Raw genomic sequence first — 19,550 nt, 5'->3', positions numbered from 1 at the left:
TGAATAATGAATGAAGTCCCTAAAATGCCGCAAAATACGAAAGGCTTTTGCTTTGCTCCAAATACGCCTTTAAAGCTTAGCCTGCAAGAAAAGCCCTTGCGCGCGCTAAATGCGGGAGAGACGCTTATACAAAATCTTTTTGTCGGGCTAAATCCTGTTGATTACAAGCTTTTAGATAGCTTTTCGCCTAAAAAAGCAGGGCAGATAATGGGCGTAGATGGCGTTGGTATCGCACTTACAAGCTACCCAAATCAAGAGCATAATCCTATAAAAATCGGGCAGATATACGCGTATCACACGGATTTGCGCAGTGATGGGAGTTTTAGCACATATAGCATTGTGCGTTCTAGTGCGTTAATGCCACTAGTTGCTAGCCTGCCGCTGCATATTGCCGCTAGTCTGCCTTGCCCTGGGCTTACTGCTATGCAGGCGCTGCATAAAGTGCCATTGCTTACGGGGAGAGATGTGCTCGTGTATGGCGCTGGGGGCGCGCTTGGGCGGATACTGCTCTCGCTTTTAGTGCGGCAAAATGCTAGAGTAAGTGCTGTGGCAAGTAAGAAGCATCATAGCGTGCTTTTGGCGCAAGGGGCGTGGGCGTGCTATGAGTATGAGGAGTTTTGCGCGCAGAATCTAGATTCTATAAATGGCGCGATAGAATCTGTGCGGAATAGATTCTATGCTATCTTTGATACGATGGGCAAGGCTAGCGAGCTAGTCTGCCTTTTGGGCTATTATGGGCATATCGTTTCTATTTTGGGGCGCATTGAGGAGAATGCTGTGAGGGCTTTTACTTTTTGTCCTTCGTTGCATGAGATTGCGCTAGGTGCGATACATGAGTGCGGTAGTGAGGCGGATTTTAGGCGGCTTAGAGCGCAAGGAGAGGAGCTTTTTAGCCTTGTTTTAAGCGGCGAAATACTTTTGCCAGATATTCAAATAATTGATTTTGCCGAGATTCCACAGGCTTTAAGCGAGCTAAAGAGCGCGCATTTAGGGAGAAAATTTGTAGCAAAGGTAAGCTAATTAAAATGGGCAAATAGAGCGCGCAAGCGTATCTAAATGTTTAAAAATGCACACATTTTTCTAGATTCTATATTTTTACGTGAGTTATAGAATCTAGCTACTCTTTGGGAGTTAAATGCTCAAGCAGCACGGCAGAGCTTTGCTCCACTTCTTTGACATCTTCTAAAATTTTTGCCGAACTCTCTTGTGTGAGTTCCTCTCCGATGAAAGCCACCGCATTAAGTGCGTCCTGCTTTAATCTTTGGCTAATGTTTTCAAGCTCTGCTTGTGGTAGCAGTGCGTAAATAATGGCATTTGTATCTTTGTCATCAACCAGAGAAGAAATAGGATTATTTGTTTGCAAACTTGTATGGTTTTGCTGAGTGTTAAGGCACAAATAGAGATTTGATTTAAACACAATATGGTCAAGCTTTGTCACAGAAAGCACGAGGCGCTTGTAGAGCTGGGTAAAGATATCGTTTAAAGAATGGCTATTTGCCTCCATTTTATCAAATACTTCTTTGAAACTTTGCAGTTTAGATTCTGAAACGGAAGTGATTTTGCTCACTTCCTCGCCGCCCTCTTCAATGCTACCTACTTCTTGCTGCATACTTTGGATAGAAATAGAAATTTCATTGGTGGCTTTTTGTGTTTTTTCTGCGAGTTTTCGCACTTCATCTGCCACCACAGCAAAGCCCCGCCCATGCTCGCCCGCGCGTGCGGCTTCGATAGCGGCATTGAGCGCTAAAAGATTGGTCTGCTCGGCAATGTCATTAATAAGCTCTACGACATTGCCAATATCGCTTGATTTTTGCGCTAGATTTTCAATTGATTGATTATTTGCCTCAATAAGCGTGAGCAGCTCGCCAATGGAGCTTGTGAGATTGGTTACATCTTCTTTGCTATTAAGGGCTAAAGTGCGAATATCGCGGATATTTAAATCCACCTTTTTCATATGCACGATATCTTCATTAAGTGTGTGGGAGATACTATCGAGGTTGGTATTTTGGCTAGTGAGGCTAAGATTCATTAAATTTTTTGAGAGGGCGTTGCGGATAGAATCTTTGGCGTTTTTTTCAATCTCGCTTAATGCCTGATTAATGCCCTCGATATTTTGTGCGAAAGTGCCATTTAAGCCCTCCATAATAGCCTTGCGATAATATTTACCCTCTCTTGAGCATTCAATGGCAGTTTTTACCTCGCGCAAAAAGGCTTCCAAATGGTCAGCAAAATCATTCACGCACTCACAAATCTTTGATATTGCGCTTTTACCCTTGATATGCGTAATGCGCGCCTCAAACTTACCATGCGTGTATTCCTGCATGGTAAGCAGTAGTGCTTGCACTAAGCGCCTATCTTTGCGTGAAAGCAAATAGTTTAGAATCCACACAATACCAATAAGCACAAATATCGCGCTTACCATGCTTAGCCCATTTGTATACACATCAAGCCCTATGCCCACTACCAACAAGGCAAGCACTAATATATCTTGCCATTTCATTATGCGCGCTCCTGCAAAGAAAGTATGAAGTGATTATAAGACATATTATGCTCGCTAAGCTTCTGCTCAAGCAATGCGTAGCTTGCCTGCGTGGATTGACTTTGCGCACTAAGCATAGAGCGATATACTTGAGCGATTTGCTTAATGGCTTTGGGATTTGGCTTTCTCCTTACAGAATAATAGCCCACGATATTTTTTTGCATATCAAATGAGGGTGTGACATTGGCAAAAACCCAATAATGCCCATTATCTTTGGTTCTATTTTTCACAAAGGCAAAGACCTCCTCGCCCCTTTTAACATAATCCCACAAAATTTTAAAAACCGCCTTTGGCATATCCTTGTGTCGCACGATGTTGTGTGGTTTTCCAAATACTTCATCTTCGCTAAAGCCGCTATATCGGAGAAAATCTTTATTGCAATATGTTACCCTGCCTTTTAAATCTGTTTTAGATGTAATGAGCGTAGAGTCGCTTAGTTCCATACCCAAATCAATCATTATTGCTCCTTATAAAAATCAAACAACGAGGAATTCTAGCAATTTTTAGTTACAAACTAAAAATTTAGCAAATTAAGCGCATAGTCAAGAATTATTTTAAGAAAGATTGTAGCTTTAAGTAGCACTTTTATAGATTCTAGATTCTATATTTTGCTGCGCTATGGGTGTTATCTATATGCTATCAAGACTTTGTTGAATTTTGCTTTTTATATCCTCGATAATGCTTTTTGTGGAGGGGTTTTGCTTAATTTCTGTTTCAATAGCCTTTAAAGCCTTGCTCACAGAGCTATGGTCTTTCATACCAAGCTCTTTGGCAATCATAGGCATGGAATTAATCGTTAAAGAGCGTGCGAGGTAAATAACAGCGCGCCGCGCGAAGGCAACCTTACGGCTGCGCTCTTTAGAGGTAATTTCACTAGGCTTAATGTTTAGCTCCTTACTCACCACTTTTATAATATTATCAAGCGTGATGTCGCCTAATCTCTCATTTTGATAATTTTTAAGCACATTTTTGGCAATGAGCAAGGCATTGCTTTGTGGCGAAAGATTAAGATGCGTGTTTATGGTGGATAAAATCCCCTCAATCTGGCGGATATTAGCATGAATATTTGAAGCGATGTATTCAATGACTTCTTTATCAAGGCTAATGCGGTTAAGCTCGCACTTAGATTCTATAATGGATATTTTTGTCTCAAGTTCAGGATTAGTAATCTCTGCCATAACCCCACCTTCAAAGCGCGAGCGCAGCCTATCTTCTAAGCCTTTAATTTCTTTGGGAGGCTTATCGCTTGTCATCACAATTTGTTTTTTAGAGCCATACAGCGCATTAAAGGTATTTAAAAGCTCCTCCTGCACGCCTTCTTTGCCGCCAAAAAACTGCACATCATCAATAAGCAAATAATCACATTTGCGGTATTTATGGCGAAAGCTATCCATAGTTTTGCGCTTAATTTTTTCCATATAGTCATTGAGGAAATCTTCAGCTGTAACATACAACACATTTTTGTTTTTTTCTTTCACATCATTGCCTATGGCGTTAAGCAAATGCGTTTTGCCAAGCCCAGACTTACCATAAAATACCACAGGATTATACGCAGAGGCTTGTCTTTGAGCCACAAGCTTAGCAATGGTGTGGGCATGCTCATTAGATTTACCCACAATAAAGTTTTCAAAAGTGTAGTAGGGATTAAGACTCATCGCATTTGTGGAGGGCATAGCGATTTTATTAAGATTTACACTTTTCACATTGTGGTTTTGTTTTCTCACTTTGATGTGAATTTCTGGACGAATACCTAGCGTATTTTCATCTTCAAAAGCATGCGCGATAATTTCTAAATAGTTACTTTTTATCCAATTTGCCACAAACATATTAGGCACATAAAATACTTCCGTATCCGTCCTAGAGGCACTTTCATCATACTCCATAAGTGAGATGTAAGAAGCATATTCAGATTCTGATAGCTTAGTTTTAAGTTTTTTTAATATATTATCTATGGACAATATTACTTCCTATGGGGAAAGATAGAATCTTGATTTACCCTGTGAATAAAATGTGAATAATCAAAGATTCTTAAGCTTTAAAGATTCTAAAAATGGAAGCGTCATCATAATGAAAAAAACTTTTAATTTGGATTAAATGTGCATATCTTAGGCATTGACCCCGGGAGTAGAAATTGTGGCTATGCGGTGATTGATTATGCGCCTATGTCGCGCAAACTTAAGCTTTTGGAGGCGGGGTTTATAAAGATTAAGCAAAGGCATTTGCAAGCGCAGATTCTAGAATGTATAGAGGGGATAGATTTGATTTTAAAGCATTTTTCCATAGATGAGGTGGCTATTGAGGATATATTTTTTGCTTATAATCCTAAAAGCGTGATTAAGCTTGCGCAATTTCGCGGCGCGCTAAGTCTTAAGATTTTGCAAGATGTAGGCAACTTTGCTGAATACACGCCGCTACAAGTTAAAAAGGCTCTCACAGGCAATGGCAAGGCTGATAAAGCGCAAGTCGCCTTTATGGTTAAAAAAATACTTGGCATTCGTGCAGACATAAAGCCTCTTGATATTAGCGATGCTATTGCCATTGCTATTACGCACTCCCAACGCATTGGCGCGCTAGATTCTATAAATCCTGCTAAAAATTCCACCATAAATCCCGCAGCAGGGCAAATATGAAACATATAAAAAATAAACCCACAAATCCTATCTTTTTTGACACGCACAAAGCCTATGAGCTAAGTAATGGCGAGATTGTGCTATGTGATAAAATCCCAAAGCGTGCTTGTATTATTTCTTTGCCTCCCACAGAGCTTATTTATACGCGCTTAGAAGTGGATACACTTGCGCTTCAGTCTGCAGGTGCGTCGCTGCTTATTTCACTCGCGCCGCTAAAAGCGCCAAGCTATGCTTATGAGCTATATTTCACTGCCTATCCGCATTTGTTTGATGAGCAAAAATGCGTGTGTGAGTGCTTTTTCTTTGCCAAATCCCGCGCACTTCCCCATACTGCTATCATTACTAGCGATATATTTTTGCCCCTGTGCGCATTTGCTGCAAACGCCCATAAAAGTCAAAATGCGTTTGTGGCGTGGATAGAATCTTATCTGTGCTACTTTGAGCATAATGCTTTGAGGGAAATATGTGTGCTAGATATGGCAGATTCTATGCTACAAGAGCGTGTGCAAGGGCATATTGCATATTTGCAAGATGCGTATGGGCAGGTTTTTAAGCAGATATATTATTTTATGCCCTCCCTCCCTCATCAATTTATAGAATCCACGCCCCATGCGCCCTCCCAAGATGTGCATACAAATTCTGTAGATTCTATAGAATCTGAAGCCAAAAATGTGCAAGGGCTAAGTTTTGTGCCATTTTATGAATGCTTTGGGTTTAAGGGCGAGATAGATTTTGAGCATTTTAGGGCATTTCTAGCTTTTGAATATGCCAAAATGTATGAAAATACAAAAGTATCTTTGCCTAATTTTGCGCCTAAGCCAAGCCCATACAAAAGGCTATATGCAGGTATTGCAGCGGTTTTTGTGCTATTTGTATGTCTTATTCCGCTAGGGCTTGCTAGCTATAATCACTATTTGCATAACGCCATAATAAGCTTAAATGAGCAAACCCAGCAGCTTTTTATGCCAGATGATATGCTGCAGCTCGCACAAGAGGGCAATAATGAAAAAACGCCAAATGCGCACACCAGCACTCTAAGCGAGCTTACAAAAAAGCAACATATGCTTTTAGAGAATCTGCAAGAAGTGCATACATGGCAGCAGAGCTACATTAAGCGCTATGAGTTTATGCAGAGTATCCTATCACAATGTAATGTCGCGCACATTAGCGTTGAGGGGATAGCATTTTATTTCACGCCCCAAATTTTTATCGCCACTATGCAGGTGAGTTCCTCATCGCAGATGCATCTCTCCTCCCTGCTTGCCACGCTTAATAACGGCACGCAAAGCGCGCTTTTTAACCATCCAGATTCTATAAATAAAGCGCAAGAAGGTGCTATAGAATCTGCGCCAGATATGCCTGATAAAACAAAGGCGCAAATTATGGTTGTGCATTATGTTATCTAATCTTTATGCGCGTATTTTTGGTGCTTTGGAGCATTTTTTATCTACTAAAACTAAGCGCGAGCGGTATTTGTTAAGCCTTGCTTTAATCTTATGTATGGCATTTGTGATGATAGAATTTGTGTATATGCCTTTGTTTGAGCGTTTTTCTGCATTACAGAATATGCACAAAAGCGCGCACAATGAGCTAAAACTCTCGCTAGATTCTGTAAATCACACCAAAATGCAGCATTTAGAGCAGACACAAGCCCTACAAGCGCACATTGAACATATAAATGAGAATCTAGCCCTTTTACAGAGCCACATAAGCCCGCAAGAGCCTCCACTCAATCCATTTTCGCTCATCTCTCAACTCATTGCCTTTGCCAAAGCACATAGCCTTAATCTCACGCATTTTGCGCCTTATCCTGCGCTTAATGCACTGCGCATTCAAGGTGTGGGGGACTTTGCACAATTTATTGCTTTACTTGAGTTTATAGAATCTTATCCATTTTTTAGCCTTGATACTATACATCTAATGCCTAAAGATAGTGCGCAAATGGGCTTTGAGCTGCTGATTGTAGATTATCATTTAAACCCCTTTATACAAAGCAGTGCCAAATGAGAAAAAAGCTTATATTATTACTTTTTGCGCTTAATCTTTACGCGCTAGATTCTAAGGCAGATATTCACGCGCTTATTTCAAGCCTGCAGGGATTTTCTAAGGAGGCTATAAAGGAGCATTTGCACGCATTGCATAATCCTTTTGCGCTAGATTCTATGTCTTTACATACAGATTTAATGCTTGAGGCTATCATTAATGGCAAAGCCCTAATCAATGGGCAGTGGCTAAGTGTAGGCGAGTATATGAGTGAGTATTATATATCACATATAGAATCTCATGCTGTGTATGTGCAGAGCCAAAATGCGCGCTATGTGCTTGAAGTGGGCAAGGAAATGCGCCCACATGAATAAAGCAAATCAAAGGTTTATTGTGGCACAATCTAGCCACTCTAGTTTCAAAAAGGACGCTACTTTGCCACTTCTGCTCCTTATTTTCGCGCTATTTTTTATGCCCTCTTTACTCCTTGCGTGCGGTAAGGCTATGAATATCCACTCAAGCAGCCATGCCATGCTTAGCAAAATCATCGAGGAAATCGCCGCACAATGCCATTTAAGCGTTATTTATCTGCAAGAAGATACCAAAGCCCTGCTTGATGGCAAGAAAAGTGCCATTCATATAAAAGATAAGCCCTTAACAAATATCCTTGAAAGCCTAATCATGGGCAATGACTTCCATTATACGCTTAATAAAGGCACGCTAAAAATTGGCTCTTTACTTACAAAAACTTTTGAGATTAGCTATATCGCCACCACGCGCGTTGGTTCTAGCAATACAGATATTGTGTTTTCACAAGATAATCAAGTGCAATCTTTATATAACACCACGCATTCAAGCGCACCTATAGGGATTTCAAACTTTGAGATAGAATCTCAAGCGCATAAAATGGCGATGAGTAAAGCCACTTCTAATAATCCAAACATTGGTAAAAGTGGGACAAAAATTTATAGCATTGATGAGATTGACTTTTGGGGCGAGCTGTGGCAGGAGATTGCAGGCATTGCTTATGCACCCGGTGATGCGTATCAGCCAGAATCTAGCAAAAAAAGTAAAGATATTATCATCAATAAAGCCGCAGGTTTGCTCACTATCACTGCTTCGCCTGCGCAACTGCGGCGTGTAGAGGCATATATCGCTCATCTTAATGCTAAGATTCAAAAGCAAGTGCTTATTGATGTGCATATTTTCAATGTGCAGCACACAAATAACCAAACTTATGGCATTGATTGGAATGAATTTTATAAGCTTGGTAACCTTATGACACTGCCGCCAAATGCCAACACACAAGGCAATGAGGGCTTTGGGATTAATATTTTTTCACAAGGGGTGAGCATTAACCGCATTATAGAATTCTTACAAACTTATGGCAAAGTGCATTCTATTTCTAATCCTAAAGTACTCACACTTAACAATCAGCCCGCTATCATTAGCGTAGGTAGTGTGCTGCGCTATTCGCAAAACACCACTTATCAAACCACCACGCAAGGCACTTCTATCCAAAATAACGCTCAAGCTTTTCCATCAGTCTTTGCGGGCATTTTGCTTGATGTAACGCCAAGCATTAAAGACAATAAAATTATCCTAAAAATTAATCCATCTATTACTAAAACAAAAGATATTGCTATTGAAAATCACACCACTGCCCTTGATACTCCGCCAAATCTCTCAACTAAGCAGCTCTCTTCGCTCGTGCAGGTAAAAGATGGAGAAAGAATTGTGCTTGGAGGATTGATTGATAAAACAGAGGGGCAAATAAGGCGCAAAATCCCGCTTTTAGGCGATATTCCGCTTATAAAATATTTATTTAGCTATACAAAAAATATTCAAGAAACGCAAGAAATGGTGATTGTCATCGCTCCGCACATCGTGCAGCTAGATGCGCAGGAGCGTGGGGAGTATGGAGAGCAGGAGCGCATAGAAGAAATTATTGATTTTTTACATGGGCAGGATTTTATGTATGAGCTAGATTCTATACGCGAGAAGCCCTTTGTGTAGGCTAGATTCTATAAAGGGCGTATGATGAGTGAGGCGCTGCCTTTTATTAACCTGCACACGCACACATTGTGCGAAAAATCTTTGAACGCACTTGAGTATAAATTTATTTTAAAGCATCAGTGCCTTATTTTTGCTTTTAATTCCAAAGAAGTGTGCATAGCCCTTAAAGATACTAGCGCGCCCATTGGGCTTATACGCGCGCATATTGCAAAGCTATATCCTTATGCGAAATTAGCACTTTTTACTTGCTTGCCCCAAGCCTTTGATGTGCAAGCAAAGCAAATCCAGCGCTTTCAAATGTTTCATACGCTTAAAAATGCCCTTTTGCAGCAGCACAAAACGCCTCTAGATTCTAAAAACGCATTTCAAGATTTAAGCGCGGTGGCGCTGCTTGATTTTATCTTGCAGGCGTGCATTGAGGAGGGCGCGAGTGATATACATTTTGAATGCTTTAATGAGCAGCATATCCATAAAGCGCGCATAAGAGTGCGCGTAGATGGTATGCTAAGGGAAATTTTCAGCTTAGAATCTAGCATCTTTGAGGCTTTAAGCTCGCTTTTAAAGCTTGAGTGCGAGCTTGATATTAATCAAAATCGGCAAAGCCAAGATGGGCGATTTAGTCGCGAATTTAATGCTTTGGGCTATGACTTTAGGCTTTCATGTTTGCCCGCATTTGGTGGAGAGTCAATTGTGCTTAGAATCTTGCATAAAAATGCCAAAAGCATTCATTTAGAGCAGCTAGGCTTTAATCCTACGCATTTAGAGATTATTAAGCGCAATATTTTTACCCCACATGGCATTATTTTGCTCACAGGTCCAACAGGCAGTGGCAAATCCACAACACTTTATGCGATATTAGAATTACTCAAATCCCCGCTTAAAAAAATTATCACCCTTGAAGACCCCATTGAATACCAAATGCAGCTTGTTACTCAAGTGCTTGTGCAGGATAAATATGATTTTGGCTTCACACAAGCATTAAGGGCGATACTGCGCCATGACCCAGATATTTTAAGCATAGGCGAGATACGCGATGAGCAAAGCCTTGAAATCGCGCTTAGAGCGTCTTTGACCGGACATTTAGTGCTAGCTACATTGCATGCTAATGATGCTCTAAGCGTGATAGAGCGTTTGCTTGATATGGGCGCACAGGGCTATTTGCTTGCTTCAAGTTTGCATTTAGTTATCTCCCAACGATTAGCTAGGAGGCTTTGCCCACATTGCAAGCTGCCCCTTTCTGCGCAAGAAGTTTATAAACACTTTGAGCAGCGTGCTATCACGCATTTATGGGAAGAGGTGGAGCAAGGCTCATTTTTTGCGCCAAATGGCTGCGGACATTGCCATATGCAGGGCTTTAGCGGGCGTTTATTAATAAGTGAATGCTTAGAGCATTCGCCCTTAGTGTATGAATATATTAAATCCCCACAAAATAAGGCATATATCATGCAGGAGCTAAGGCAAATGGGCTTTAAGAGCATGTTTGAAAATGGCTTGCAAATGCTAAAAAATGGGCTAAGTAGCTTTGATGAAATTTATAGAGTGTGCAAAATATGAAAAAACTGCCCAACAAACTGCCGCGAAAATATCTCATTAAAGGCATTAAGGATAATGCACATATTCAAATCACACTTTTTGCGACTTCATATGAAAATGCCAAAGAGCAGAGCCTGCAAAAGTATAATATTTATCCCATTGACATTAAGGTTCTAAGCGGTTTTGAGTTTTTGCATTTGCAGATGCTGTGGCTTGATAATAAAATTAATAAACAAGATATAAGCGCGCTTTTTTTGCAAATCTCAATTATGCTAAGTGCCTCCCTGCCGCTTTTAGAAGTCATTCAAGTGTGTGCGAAAAACACACAAAAGCCTGCTTTAAAGCATATTTTGCTTGAGATTGCTTATCGATTGAATCTAGGACAGAAATTATCTATAGCATTCAAGGAGCATAGGCATATTTTTGGCGATATGACTTGGAGTATGATAGCACTTGGCGAGAAAAGCGGGGAGCTAGGCGAGATTTTTAAAATGCTTAGCGCGCATTTGGAAAAAGAGCATAAAAATAAAAGCAAAATTAAGCGCGCACTTTTGTATCCGCTGCTTGTGCTTATAAGCATTATCGGGGCGTTTGTGGGGCTAGTGATGTTTGTGCTGCCGGAATTTTTGGTGATGTTTGACGAACTAAGCGTGAATTTGCCCATATACACGCGTGTGCTTATACATTTGCAGCATTTTTTCACGCATTTTGGGCTAATAGCTTTGATTGTATGCGCTGTGAGCGCGGTGGTGCTGTATAGATTCTATACGCGCTCACTTAACTTTAGGCACAAAATCCACGCGTTAAGCCTGCATGTACCAGTCATTGGCGAGATGATAAAGCTTAATGTGTTTTATCAATACACTTTCACACTCTTTTTGCAGCTTAAATCCGCCACGCCACTTGATGTGGCTTTAAGCCTAAGCAATGATACTATAGGCAATCTAGCCCTTAAAGCGCGCTTTATGCAAGCACTCACTTTAGTAAAAAATGGCAAAAGCCTATCGCTTGCGCTCACACAAGAGCATTTATTAGATGATATTTCGCTAGCCATTTTGGCTGCTGGTGAGCAAAGCGGGAAATTGCCTGAAATGCTTGAAGTGTGTGCAAAGCGCTTTGAGGAGATTGCACAAGGCAAGATTGATTTTTTAATCTCACTCATCGAGCCGCTTTTAAGCTTTATTATGGGCGTGCTGCTTTTGCTTTTGGCTCTAGGCGTGTTTGTGCCGATGTGGGATATGAGTTCGCACGCTATGGGCGGTGTATAAGCTTTTTGATATGAGGTAGGATTTTACTAAAATCCGCACCATTTGGTGCAAAGAGGCTATCTTGCTTTTTTTGGGATTTTTTTGGGATTTTTGTGAGCAAAGACATCACTTCTTGCGCACTTTTTGCGTGATACATAAGTTTGTGCTTTATAAGAAATTTATCATGGAACAATAAAAGCGAGCGCGTAGAAATCACAGGTATGCCAAGATAGCACGCCTCTAAATTCATAGTCCCGCCCCCACCTAGCAGCACATCAATAAAGGGATAAAAATCTTTTGGCATAAGCTTTTGCTTGATGATTGTAATACGCGCCTGCCCTCCAAAGCGCGTTTCTAACCCATCGCTTTCATATCGCGGCATAAGCAATACATTAAACGCTTGAGCTAGAAGCGTAATACTCTCATAAATAATAGGCAGTTTTTGCGTCACATAATGCGCCTTATACTCCTCCTCGCGCACTAAAATAATGGGTAGATTTTTATCTAAATGCCACTTTTTGCAAAATGCTGCGCGCTGTATAGAATCTAGCGCATAAGTAGGCACATCTTGCAGCCATAAAGCCACATCTATAAAATCATAAGCTATGACTTGAGAATCTGCTAGCCCCAAACTTGTGTAACACACTTTTGGCACGACAAAAGGATAAAAAACAAGGCTTGAGAGCGGCAAGCTCAAGCGCGAAAGAATAGTGATTTTTTCTTTACTAAAGCGCCAATCTGCCACAGGCGTGTCAGCAAACTGCACGATAGGAATGCCCAAACCATACGCGCACTGCACGCCATCTACGCTTGCTCCAGTGATAAAAAGATGCGGCATACCCACTTTTTTAAAAAGTGCCAAAAAGCCCTTTTGCCGCTTTAATCTCGCCTCAAATTTACCAAGCTTGCTCGCTCCCCCATAGCCGCCAATAGCATAAGATTCTATATTAAAGAGTTTTAGGAGTTTGGCACATTCATCATAGCCCGCACTTTTGCGCGTGGTGATAATCACAGAATCTAGCGCCTGAAGTTTAGGCAATAAGGATTTAAAAAATAGCACATACTTTGGGTCAATAATATCAAGCCATATCATTTGCGCTCCTTGATGTTTGTAGCTTTTATGGGCAATTGCATTCATTAAAGTATTATATAAACTGCGTTAAGATTCTATAAAGAAGGGCAGATAAAGGAGACATTTATGGTAGAGAATATCGCTTGCAAGATTCATATCACACTTTTACATTATACGCCTTTGGAGGTATGCAGCCACGCTATTCGCACTTGTTGGCAGAGCTTTGATAAAAGCGATAATGGTGGGCAGAAAGATATGGAGCTTATCGATAGGGTGGGGAATAAATTTAAGCACGCAAGCACTTTGGAGCATTTGCACTATAATTTTTATATTCAAGGCATTTCTCGCGCGTGTTTGCAGGAGCTAGCACGCCACAGAATGGCAAGCTTTAGTGTGAAATCTTCACGCTACACGCTTAAAGAACTTAAAAATCTCCCTAGCTTTCTCCCTGCCAACGCAGAAAATCTAGCGCGTGCAGAGGAATTTATCGTCCTCACAAGCAATGAGCAGGTCAATCTCGCCTCACTCCATGCGCTTGAAAATTTGCGCCAGATTCTGTGCAATAATGTAAATAACGACATTGCCAAGTTTGCTATGCCAGAATCTTATCGCACAGAACTAAGTTTTAGCATTAATGCAAGGAGTTTGCAAAATTTTCTTGCTTTGCGCACTTCTAAGAGTGCATTGTGGGAGATTAGAGCCTTAGCTTTAGCGCTTTTTAACGCTTTGCCAGAGGAACATCGCTTTATTTTTGAGGAGCATATCACGCAGTAATGCCGCTTTAATTTGCCCTAATAATTGTATGGTTATGGAATTTAAAAAGTAAGTATGCAAGGATAGAATCTGAAAGGTTTTAGTGCAGCATAGAATCTAGGGTCGCAACCTTAGATTCTATGGCTAGATTCTATATTTAATGCACTTCGCTCCAAATGCGGCGCTTCCATAGGTATGCTAGCACGCTCATCACAGCAAAGAAAATCATTATTTTAACGCCCAAGCTTTCGCGCTCCGCTTTTTTAGAATCTCCAATAGATTCTAAGTAAGCCACAACGCGCTCTTGTGATTCTTGTGTTAATCCAACGCGCGGCATAGAAAGTCCCACCGGCATAACGCCTAGCTCTTTGGCCAGATTGCTATAATCTTTGTCATCTTGCCAATCGCTTTTTTTGTCATTAGCAGGCAGTGAGCCTTGCTTTTTGATAATAGCCTCTTGTATAGATTTGTAAGAGACTTTTTGCGGGTCGTTGATGAAATACTCTAAATAATGCTCACCCTTGCTGCGAATGATAGTTGATAAATCCGGCGCAGCTGAGCCAAGATATATACCCAAGCTTTGAGGCGTAGTCTTTGAGGCGACTTTGTCATATTTCATCGTATGACAGCGTGAGCAGGCATTGAGGAATACGGCTTTATTTGTAAGGCTATCTTCAAGCTTTGCAATCTCATTTTGCTTTTGCGATTCAGATATATTTGCCTTTTCAATTCTTTCTTTTTTGCTCACGAACTCTTGAGATTCTAAGACTTGTTTTTTAAGCGATACAGAGCCTATGGATTTGAGATAGGCGACCATATCTGCCACTTCTTGTTCTTGATTTTCATCGCCAGCATACGGAGGCATAGGAAAGTCAAAATTAGGAAATTTATGGCTAAGGTGGAGCGTTTCAATAGGATTCATAATAAGATTTGCCAAAAATTTCTCATGATAAATTGCGCCTGCAGTGGAAATATCAGGCGTTGAGATAGTCGCCTCTTTATCATCGCGAAAATACATTGCCATATCGCCTCCAGCAATGCCCACATCATTAAGGGTGTGGCAGCCTATACAATTTGCCTCAATGAGAGCCTTACCACGCTCTGCATCGCCTTTACTAATATCTACTTCTTGCAAATCTTTAAATGCAAAATCAGCCTTTGCCACTTCAGGGTGGAAAGTCGCATGAGCCAAAGGTTCAACACCCCAGTAAAGCACACCTACAACCACTATAAGAATAGCTAGAATTTTTAACTCTTTCATTGGTGTGCCTCCTTCTTGTTTTCAAGCATAGTAACTATAGGCAGGGCGACAAATACAAGGAATAAAAATCCAATCGAAGCCACAAAACCAATGAAATTATTTGCTCCTTCTGGTGGGAGCTTACCAAAGATAGTAAGCACAATCATATCTACCACAAGCAGGCAATACCATACAAAATAGCCCGGGCGTTTATGAGCGGGCGCAACATTAGGGCTTCTATCAAGCCATGGCAAGAATAAAAACGCCACTTGCGCAATACCAAAGGCAATTAATCCTAAATCTGCGCTAAAGAAAAATCCTCTTAATACCTCATAGCTCCACAAGAAATACCATTCAGGGTAGATATGCGCGGGCGTTTTCATATTATTTGCTGGGTCAAAGTTAATGGGGTCCATAGCAAAATCAAAATGAAAGCATACTAGATAGAAAAACCCAATCATAAAGCTACACACAACAAAAATATCTTTTGATAAAAATACAGGCCAGAAAGGAATGACTTTAGATTCTTTTTTCTTGCCTTCTTCATATTTTTTTGCTTCTGCTTCAAAGTCGATATGCTCGCCTGTTTCATTATTCACATGCGGCATTCTTAGCGTATAAAAATGCAGCGCAATCACGCCAATAATCACGATAGGCAGCAAGCAAACATGCAGCATAAAAAATCGTGTCAATGTAGAATCTGCTACTACAAAGTTTCCGCGCACCCATTCAACCACATCAGGGCCAATCACAGGAATCCCACCAAAAAGATTAGTAATAACAGCCGCCGCCCAGTAGCTCATCTGTCCCCAAGGCAACATATAGCCGCTAAATGCTTCTGCAGAAAATAGCACAAAAAGCAGCATACCGCCAATCCACACCATTTCGCGCCCTTTTTTAAACGAGCCATAATAAATAGCCACAAACATATGGATATAAATGATGAGGAATATCATACTTGCAGCCACTGCGTGAATATGCCGCCACAGCCAGCCAAATGCCACTTCGCTCATAATGGTATGATTTACACTATCAAAAGCCAAATTCACATCAGGCTTATAATACATAAGCAAAAATAGTCCGCTCACTACAAGTAAAGTAAATAGCACGAGCAGCACCACGCCCATAGCCCATAAGAAGTTGATATTTTTGGGAATCCAATATTTTGTCATCATCACTTCTAAAAATTTCTTAAGAGCAAGGCGTTGGTCTAGCCAATCCACCAAGCCATTAGCTTTTTTCACTTCCATTGTCGCCTCCTTATGCTTTCTTTACTTCAAGCAAGGCTTTGTATTCTTGCCCTTCTTCGCCTAAGACCATTTTTGTGCCATCGATTTTAAAGGGTGGAATATCCATAGGGCGTGGTGGAGGTGTGCCAGCTTCATTAACACCCGAAGCATCAAACCTCCCTCCATGGCAAGCGCAGGCAAATTCTTGCGAGGCTTGATTAAAGCTAGGGATACAGCCCAAATGCGTGCAGATTTGAATTCCAACTGTATAGAGTGCGCCACCTACTTCAAAGTCGCGCCCCTCTACTTTTTGGGCATTAGCTAATTTTTTGAGAATATATACAGGCTTACCTCTCCACTCCACCGTGTGCAGTATGCCCTCTTGCAATGCGCTTAAATCAAATGTAGTAAAACCAGCTGAAACAACGCTAGGCAATGGGTCCCAAGAGCGTTTCATCGCATACAAAGACGCCACCGCGCCCACAGCAGCGACACCACCTAGAGCCATTCCCAAGAAATCGCGTCTTTTTGTGTCTTGCATCTTTTCTCCTTTCTTGTTGTTTTGCGAAGTCTAAAAAAGCCATTATCGTATGCAAAAATGGCTTAAATATTGTTTATTTACTTTAATTGTTGTTTAAAATTTTTAGTTAAAGAACGCCAAAATTTCTTTGTCAATATCTGCTATTGCCTCTGTAGTTGGCTTATAAAAAATTTTATCAAATACAGATTCTGTAATGCTTTTGCTTGGCGCGAGATTATTTAAAATCTTAGAGCCTATGCGCTTTCCACCCCTCTGCGCGTATGTGAGCAGCATACTAATATCCACTACATTCCCACTTGTGCCAATCACTAGCGCCATATCATTATGTGAAAGTGAGGAGAGAATCTCATACATGGGCGCATATAGCGGGGCTTGCTCAAAGAAAAAGATAATTTTTGGCTTCACTTTAGTATAACCGCATTGCTCACAAGGTGCGGGTGTGTAGGCATTATAGCCTATATTTGTGACATGCTGACATTGCGGGCAAATAAGCTTTGTAAGCTCGCCATGAATATGCATTATATTTCTCGCCCCTGCGCGCTCAAGTAAATCATCTACATTTTGCGTGATGTGTATCACCTCAACTGATTTAAGCTTTTTATCCAGTGTAGCAAGATATTTATGCATCGCATTTGGCTGCACTTTGGCTAGCTCCTGTCTGCGTAGATTATAGAATCTATGCACCAATGCAAAATTATCAAGCCAATTTTCATAATTGCACACTTCCATAGGGTCATACTGCGCCCATAATCCATTACTATTGCGAAAAGTCGCTAGCCCAGATTCTGCACTTAGTCCCGCACCGCTAAAAACCACCAGTTTTGGCATATTTGCTCCTTTCTTAAAGTGTGTAATGTTTAAGCGCGCGGTTATACAAAAATTACGCTTAACATCAAATTTTGCATACACAAATGTGCTAAAATCCCAAACTTAGATTCTCAAATACTTTAAGGATATGTTTATTTATGGACACATTTATTACGCAATGCAGCGCTTTTATCCGAGATGAGCTAGCCTCGCGCGGCTTTTCGCGTGTAGTTTTGGGCTTAAGCGGTGGCGTAGATTCTGCAGTGGTGGCTACTTTAGCGAGCAAAGCACTAGGTAGTCAATATGTGCGCGTGCTGCTTATGCCCTCTCTTAGCTCAAATCCAACGCATTTTGATGATGCGCTTAATCTCGCCCAATCTTTAAACCTTGATAGCAGCATTATCCAGCTTGGCTCTTTTCAAGAAGCCTTTGCCTTGCAGGAGGGAATGGATTTAAGTGGGGCGTTTATGAATGGATTAGATAAAGCCCAAAAGCTGCGTATGGGGAATTTCTGTGCACGCTTAAGAATGGCTTTGCTGTATGATTGCGCGAGTGCAGAAAATGCGCTTGTGTTAGGCACGAGCAATAAAAGTGAGCTGCTTTTGGGCTATGGCACGATTTTTGGGGATTTGGCTTGCGCGATTAATCCTATTGGCGGATTGTATAAAAGTGAGATTTTTGCCCTAGCGCGCGCGCTTTTTGTGCCACAAAATATCATTAACAAAAAGCCAAGCGCGGATTTATTTGCCTATCAAAGCGATGAGGCAGATTTGGGCTATAGTTATGAGCGCATTGATGCGTTTTTAAGGGCTTTTGTAGCAGCTCATGGGCTAGATTCTATGCACCTTAGCGCGGATACAAAAAATGCGCTTTTAGAGCAGGGATTTGATTGGCAGATGATACAATCTTTGAGCGCGCGTGTTTATAAAAATGCCTTTAAACGCGCTATGCCTACTATTTTTGACCCAAAAACTTCCAACCCAAAGGAATAAAATGCGATGGATTGATGCATATTTTTATCGACCAAATTTTATACAAAAGTGCATAAGCATCGCACTTTTGCCTATTTGTGTGCTTTTTAGCATAGGGGCTTTTGTGCGGCGCAAAGTGGGTAGATTCTATAATTTTCCCATTCCTATTGTGAGCGTGGGCAATCTCATCGCCGGCGGGAGCGGCAAAACACCCTTTATCATCGAAGTAGCAAAAGACTATGAGTGCGCAGCAATAGTCTCACGCGGATATAAGCGCACTTCAAAAGGGCTTGTGGTGGTGAGCCAATGGGGTAAAATCCAAGTTTCACAAGCACAAGCGGGCGATGAACCTTATCTTATGGCACGTGAATTAAATCAAGCAAGCGTTATTGTGTGCAAAAACAGGGTAAAAGCCATAGAAAAAGCCATAGCTTTGGGCGCAAAAGTCATTTTTTTAGATGATGGATTTCGCTTTAGATTTGCTAAGTTAAACATCGTGCTTGAGCCGCTTTTGAAGCCATATTTTAGATTCTGTTTGCCTAGTGGGATTTATCGCGAATTGCCTAGCGCGTATAAAGATGCCGATATAGTCGTGCAGGAGGGCAAAGACTACACGCGCGAAGTGGAGATAGAATCTCCTAGCCCTAGAATGCTTTTGCTCACAGCCATTGCCAATCCTGCGCGCCTTGATGCGTTTTTGCCCTCTATTGTGGGAAAAATTACGCTAAAAGACCACGCGCGTTTTGATAAAGATTTTCTTACCCAAGCCATGAAAGAATATAACGCCACAAGCCTGCTTGTAACGAGTAAAGATGAGGTAAAGCTGCTTGATTATGGCTTTAAACTTAGTGTTATGCGGCTGCGGCTGCACATAGATTCTGTAATATTAGAGCAAATTAGGGCTTATGTGCAGCATTACAAAAAGTAAGATAGAATCTAGCTATAGAATCTAAAGCCTTGTGTTATGAGGACGCGAATAATTTTAAGGA

General features: G+C 41.1%; 19 protein-coding genes. 11 read left to right on the top strand and 8 right to left on the bottom strand.

The annotated features are described in order from the left end of the window. The first annotated feature begins 6 nt into the window (after positions 1-6). On the top strand, positions 7-1,020 hold the full coding sequence (locus tag LS71_RS06455; RefSeq protein WP_052057969.1) for an MDR/zinc-dependent alcohol dehydrogenase-like family protein: 1,014 nt from the start codon (positions 7-9) through the stop codon (positions 1,018-1,020). A 97-nt stretch (positions 1,021-1,117) separates the two neighbouring features. On the opposite strand, the gene LS71_RS06450 is transcribed toward LS71_RS06455, so the two are convergent. From LS71_RS06450 to dnaA, 3 genes are all read right to left on the bottom strand, one after another. Next, positions 1,118-2,500 (bottom strand): methyl-accepting chemotaxis protein, encoded by a 1,383-nt coding sequence (locus LS71_RS06450; RefSeq protein WP_034354218.1) that lies wholly within the window; start codon positions 2,498-2,500, stop codon positions 1,118-1,120. Next, positions 2,500-2,997, bottom strand: coding sequence for a PAS domain-containing protein (locus LS71_RS06445; protein WP_034354220.1), 498 nt, complete (start codon positions 2,995-2,997; stop codon positions 2,500-2,502). Before LS71_RS06445 ends, LS71_RS06450 begins: the two co-directional genes overlap by 1 nt. A gap of 171 nt (positions 2,998-3,168) precedes the next feature. Beyond that, positions 3,169-4,497: a chromosomal replication initiator protein DnaA gene (gene dnaA / locus LS71_RS06440; RefSeq protein WP_034354223.1), complete on the bottom strand. Its 1,329-nt coding sequence runs from the start codon at positions 4,495-4,497 to the stop codon at positions 3,169-3,171. Between the two features lie 138 nt (positions 4,498-4,635). Here dnaA and ruvC point away from each other — a divergent pair, with 138 nt between their 5' ends. From ruvC to LS71_RS06405, 7 genes are read left to right on the top strand one after another with little or no spacing between them, the layout of a single operon-like run. Continuing rightward, positions 4,636-5,169: a crossover junction endodeoxyribonuclease RuvC gene (gene ruvC / locus LS71_RS06435; RefSeq protein ID WP_052057971.1), complete on the top strand. Its 534-nt coding sequence runs from the start codon at positions 4,636-4,638 to the stop codon at positions 5,167-5,169. After that, on the top strand, positions 5,166-6,575 hold the full coding sequence (locus tag LS71_RS06430) for a hypothetical protein (protein ID WP_034354225.1): 1,410 nt from the start codon (positions 5,166-5,168) through the stop codon (positions 6,573-6,575). Before ruvC ends, LS71_RS06430 begins: the two co-directional genes overlap by 4 nt. After that, on the top strand, positions 6,565-7,176 hold the full coding sequence (locus LS71_RS06425) for a hypothetical protein (RefSeq protein WP_052057973.1): 612 nt from the start codon (positions 6,565-6,567) through the stop codon (positions 7,174-7,176). Before LS71_RS06430 ends, LS71_RS06425 begins: the two co-directional genes overlap by 11 nt. Next, complete coding sequence (locus LS71_RS06420; protein ID WP_034354227.1) at positions 7,173-7,526, top strand: hypothetical protein; 354 nt, start codon at positions 7,173-7,175, stop codon at positions 7,524-7,526. The genes LS71_RS06425 and LS71_RS06420 overlap by 4 nt, the downstream gene beginning before the upstream one ends. Next, positions 7,519-9,168, top strand: a complete 1,650-nt coding sequence (gene mshL / locus LS71_RS06415; RefSeq protein ID WP_081946258.1) for a pilus (MSHA type) biogenesis protein MshL — start codon at positions 7,519-7,521, stop codon at positions 9,166-9,168. The genes LS71_RS06420 and mshL overlap by 8 nt, the downstream gene beginning before the upstream one ends. Positions 9,169-9,189: 21 nt before the next feature. Then, entirely contained in the window at positions 9,190-10,722 is a 1,533-nt protein-coding gene (locus LS71_RS06410; RefSeq protein WP_034354229.1) for a GspE/PulE family protein, read from the top strand. After that, complete coding sequence (locus tag LS71_RS06405; RefSeq protein ID WP_238700364.1) at positions 10,719-11,969, top strand: type II secretion system F family protein; 1,251 nt, start codon at positions 10,719-10,721, stop codon at positions 11,967-11,969. The genes LS71_RS06410 and LS71_RS06405 overlap by 4 nt, the downstream gene beginning before the upstream one ends. Here the strand turns inward: LS71_RS06405 and LS71_RS06400 are convergent. Then, complete coding sequence (locus LS71_RS06400) at positions 11,953-13,041, bottom strand: DUF354 domain-containing protein (protein ID WP_034354235.1); 1,089 nt, start codon at positions 13,039-13,041, stop codon at positions 11,953-11,955. The two genes, LS71_RS06405 and LS71_RS06400, sit on opposite strands and share 17 nt — an antisense overlap. A gap of 105 nt (positions 13,042-13,146) precedes the next feature. On the opposite strand from LS71_RS06400, the gene thyX reads away from it, so the two are divergent. After that, on the top strand, positions 13,147-13,794 hold the full coding sequence (thyX, locus tag LS71_RS06395; RefSeq protein WP_034354236.1) for an FAD-dependent thymidylate synthase: 648 nt from the start codon (positions 13,147-13,149) through the stop codon (positions 13,792-13,794). A gap of 136 nt (positions 13,795-13,930) precedes the next feature. Here thyX and LS71_RS06390 read toward each other — a convergent pair whose 3' ends face one another. The 4 genes from LS71_RS06390 to LS71_RS06375 form a co-directional block, all read right to left on the bottom strand. Continuing rightward, a complete protein-coding gene (locus LS71_RS06390; RefSeq protein WP_034354238.1) occupies positions 13,931-15,034 on the bottom strand; it encodes a c-type cytochrome in 1,104 nt (367 codons plus the stop codon). After that, positions 15,031-16,263, bottom strand: coding sequence for a cytochrome b (locus tag LS71_RS06385; RefSeq protein ID WP_034354240.1), 1,233 nt, complete (start codon positions 16,261-16,263; stop codon positions 15,031-15,033). Before LS71_RS06385 ends, LS71_RS06390 begins: the two co-directional genes overlap by 4 nt. Before the next feature lie 10 nt (positions 16,264-16,273). Next, positions 16,274-16,783: a ubiquinol-cytochrome c reductase iron-sulfur subunit gene (gene petA, locus LS71_RS06380; RefSeq protein WP_034354243.1), complete on the bottom strand. Its 510-nt coding sequence runs from the start codon at positions 16,781-16,783 to the stop codon at positions 16,274-16,276. 102 nt (positions 16,784-16,885) lie between these two features. Next, complete coding sequence (locus tag LS71_RS06375) at positions 16,886-17,611, bottom strand: SIR2 family NAD-dependent protein deacylase (protein ID WP_034354246.1); 726 nt, start codon at positions 17,609-17,611, stop codon at positions 16,886-16,888. A 137-nt stretch (positions 17,612-17,748) separates the two neighbouring features. Here LS71_RS06375 and LS71_RS06370 point away from each other — a divergent pair, with 137 nt between their 5' ends. After that, positions 17,749-18,582, top strand: coding sequence for an NAD+ synthase (locus tag LS71_RS06370; RefSeq protein WP_034354249.1), 834 nt, complete (start codon positions 17,749-17,751; stop codon positions 18,580-18,582). Between the two features lies 1 nt (position 18,583). Beyond that, entirely contained in the window at positions 18,584-19,489 is a 906-nt protein-coding gene (locus LS71_RS06365) for a tetraacyldisaccharide 4'-kinase (protein ID WP_034354251.1), read from the top strand. The last annotated feature ends 61 nt before the right edge of the window (positions 19,490-19,550 follow it).

The sequence above is a fragment of the Helicobacter jaachi genome (genome assembly GCF_000763135.2).
Lineage (GTDB): Bacteria > Campylobacterota > Campylobacteria > Campylobacterales > Helicobacteraceae > Helicobacter_C > Helicobacter_C jaachi.
Note: the sequence above shows the minus strand (reverse complement) of the source record. Positions and strands in the feature narration are given on the sequence as shown.

Excerpts from the sequence above, each read along its gene's own strand:
- LS71_RS06455 (WP_052057969.1), top strand. The coding sequence starts at position 7 with ATGAATGAAGTCCCTAAAATGCCGCAAAATACGAAAGGCTTTTGCTTT.
- LS71_RS06450 (WP_034354218.1), bottom strand. The coding sequence starts at position 2,500 with ATGAAATGGCAAGATATATTAGTGCTTGCCTTGTTGGTAGTGGGCATA.
- LS71_RS06445 (WP_034354220.1), bottom strand. The coding sequence starts at position 2,997 with ATGATTGATTTGGGTATGGAACTAAGCGACTCTACGCTCATTACATCT.
- LS71_RS06430 (WP_034354225.1), top strand. The coding sequence starts at position 5,166 with ATGAAACATATAAAAAATAAACCCACAAATCCTATCTTTTTTGACACG.
- LS71_RS06425 (WP_052057973.1), top strand. The coding sequence starts at position 6,565 with ATGTTATCTAATCTTTATGCGCGTATTTTTGGTGCTTTGGAGCATTTT.
- LS71_RS06420 (WP_034354227.1), top strand. The coding sequence starts at position 7,173 with ATGAGAAAAAAGCTTATATTATTACTTTTTGCGCTTAATCTTTACGCG.
- mshL (WP_081946258.1), top strand. The coding sequence starts at position 7,519 with ATGAATAAAGCAAATCAAAGGTTTATTGTGGCACAATCTAGCCACTCT.
- LS71_RS06410 (WP_034354229.1), top strand. The coding sequence starts at position 9,190 with ATGATGAGTGAGGCGCTGCCTTTTATTAACCTGCACACGCACACATTG.
- LS71_RS06405 (WP_238700364.1), top strand. The coding sequence starts at position 10,719 with ATGAAAAAACTGCCCAACAAACTGCCGCGAAAATATCTCATTAAAGGC.
- LS71_RS06400 (WP_034354235.1), bottom strand. The coding sequence starts at position 13,041 with ATGATATGGCTTGATATTATTGACCCAAAGTATGTGCTATTTTTTAAA.
- thyX (WP_034354236.1), top strand. The coding sequence starts at position 13,147 with ATGGTAGAGAATATCGCTTGCAAGATTCATATCACACTTTTACATTAT.
- LS71_RS06390 (WP_034354238.1), bottom strand. The coding sequence starts at position 15,034 with ATGAAAGAGTTAAAAATTCTAGCTATTCTTATAGTGGTTGTAGGTGTG.
- LS71_RS06385 (WP_034354240.1), bottom strand. The coding sequence starts at position 16,263 with ATGGAAGTGAAAAAAGCTAATGGCTTGGTGGATTGGCTAGACCAACGC.
- petA (WP_034354243.1), bottom strand. The coding sequence starts at position 16,783 with ATGCAAGACACAAAAAGACGCGATTTCTTGGGAATGGCTCTAGGTGGT.
- LS71_RS06375 (WP_034354246.1), bottom strand. The coding sequence starts at position 17,611 with ATGCCAAAACTGGTGGTTTTTAGCGGTGCGGGACTAAGTGCAGAATCT.
- LS71_RS06370 (WP_034354249.1), top strand. The coding sequence starts at position 17,749 with ATGGACACATTTATTACGCAATGCAGCGCTTTTATCCGAGATGAGCTA.
- LS71_RS06365 (WP_034354251.1), top strand. The coding sequence starts at position 18,584 with ATGCGATGGATTGATGCATATTTTTATCGACCAAATTTTATACAAAAG.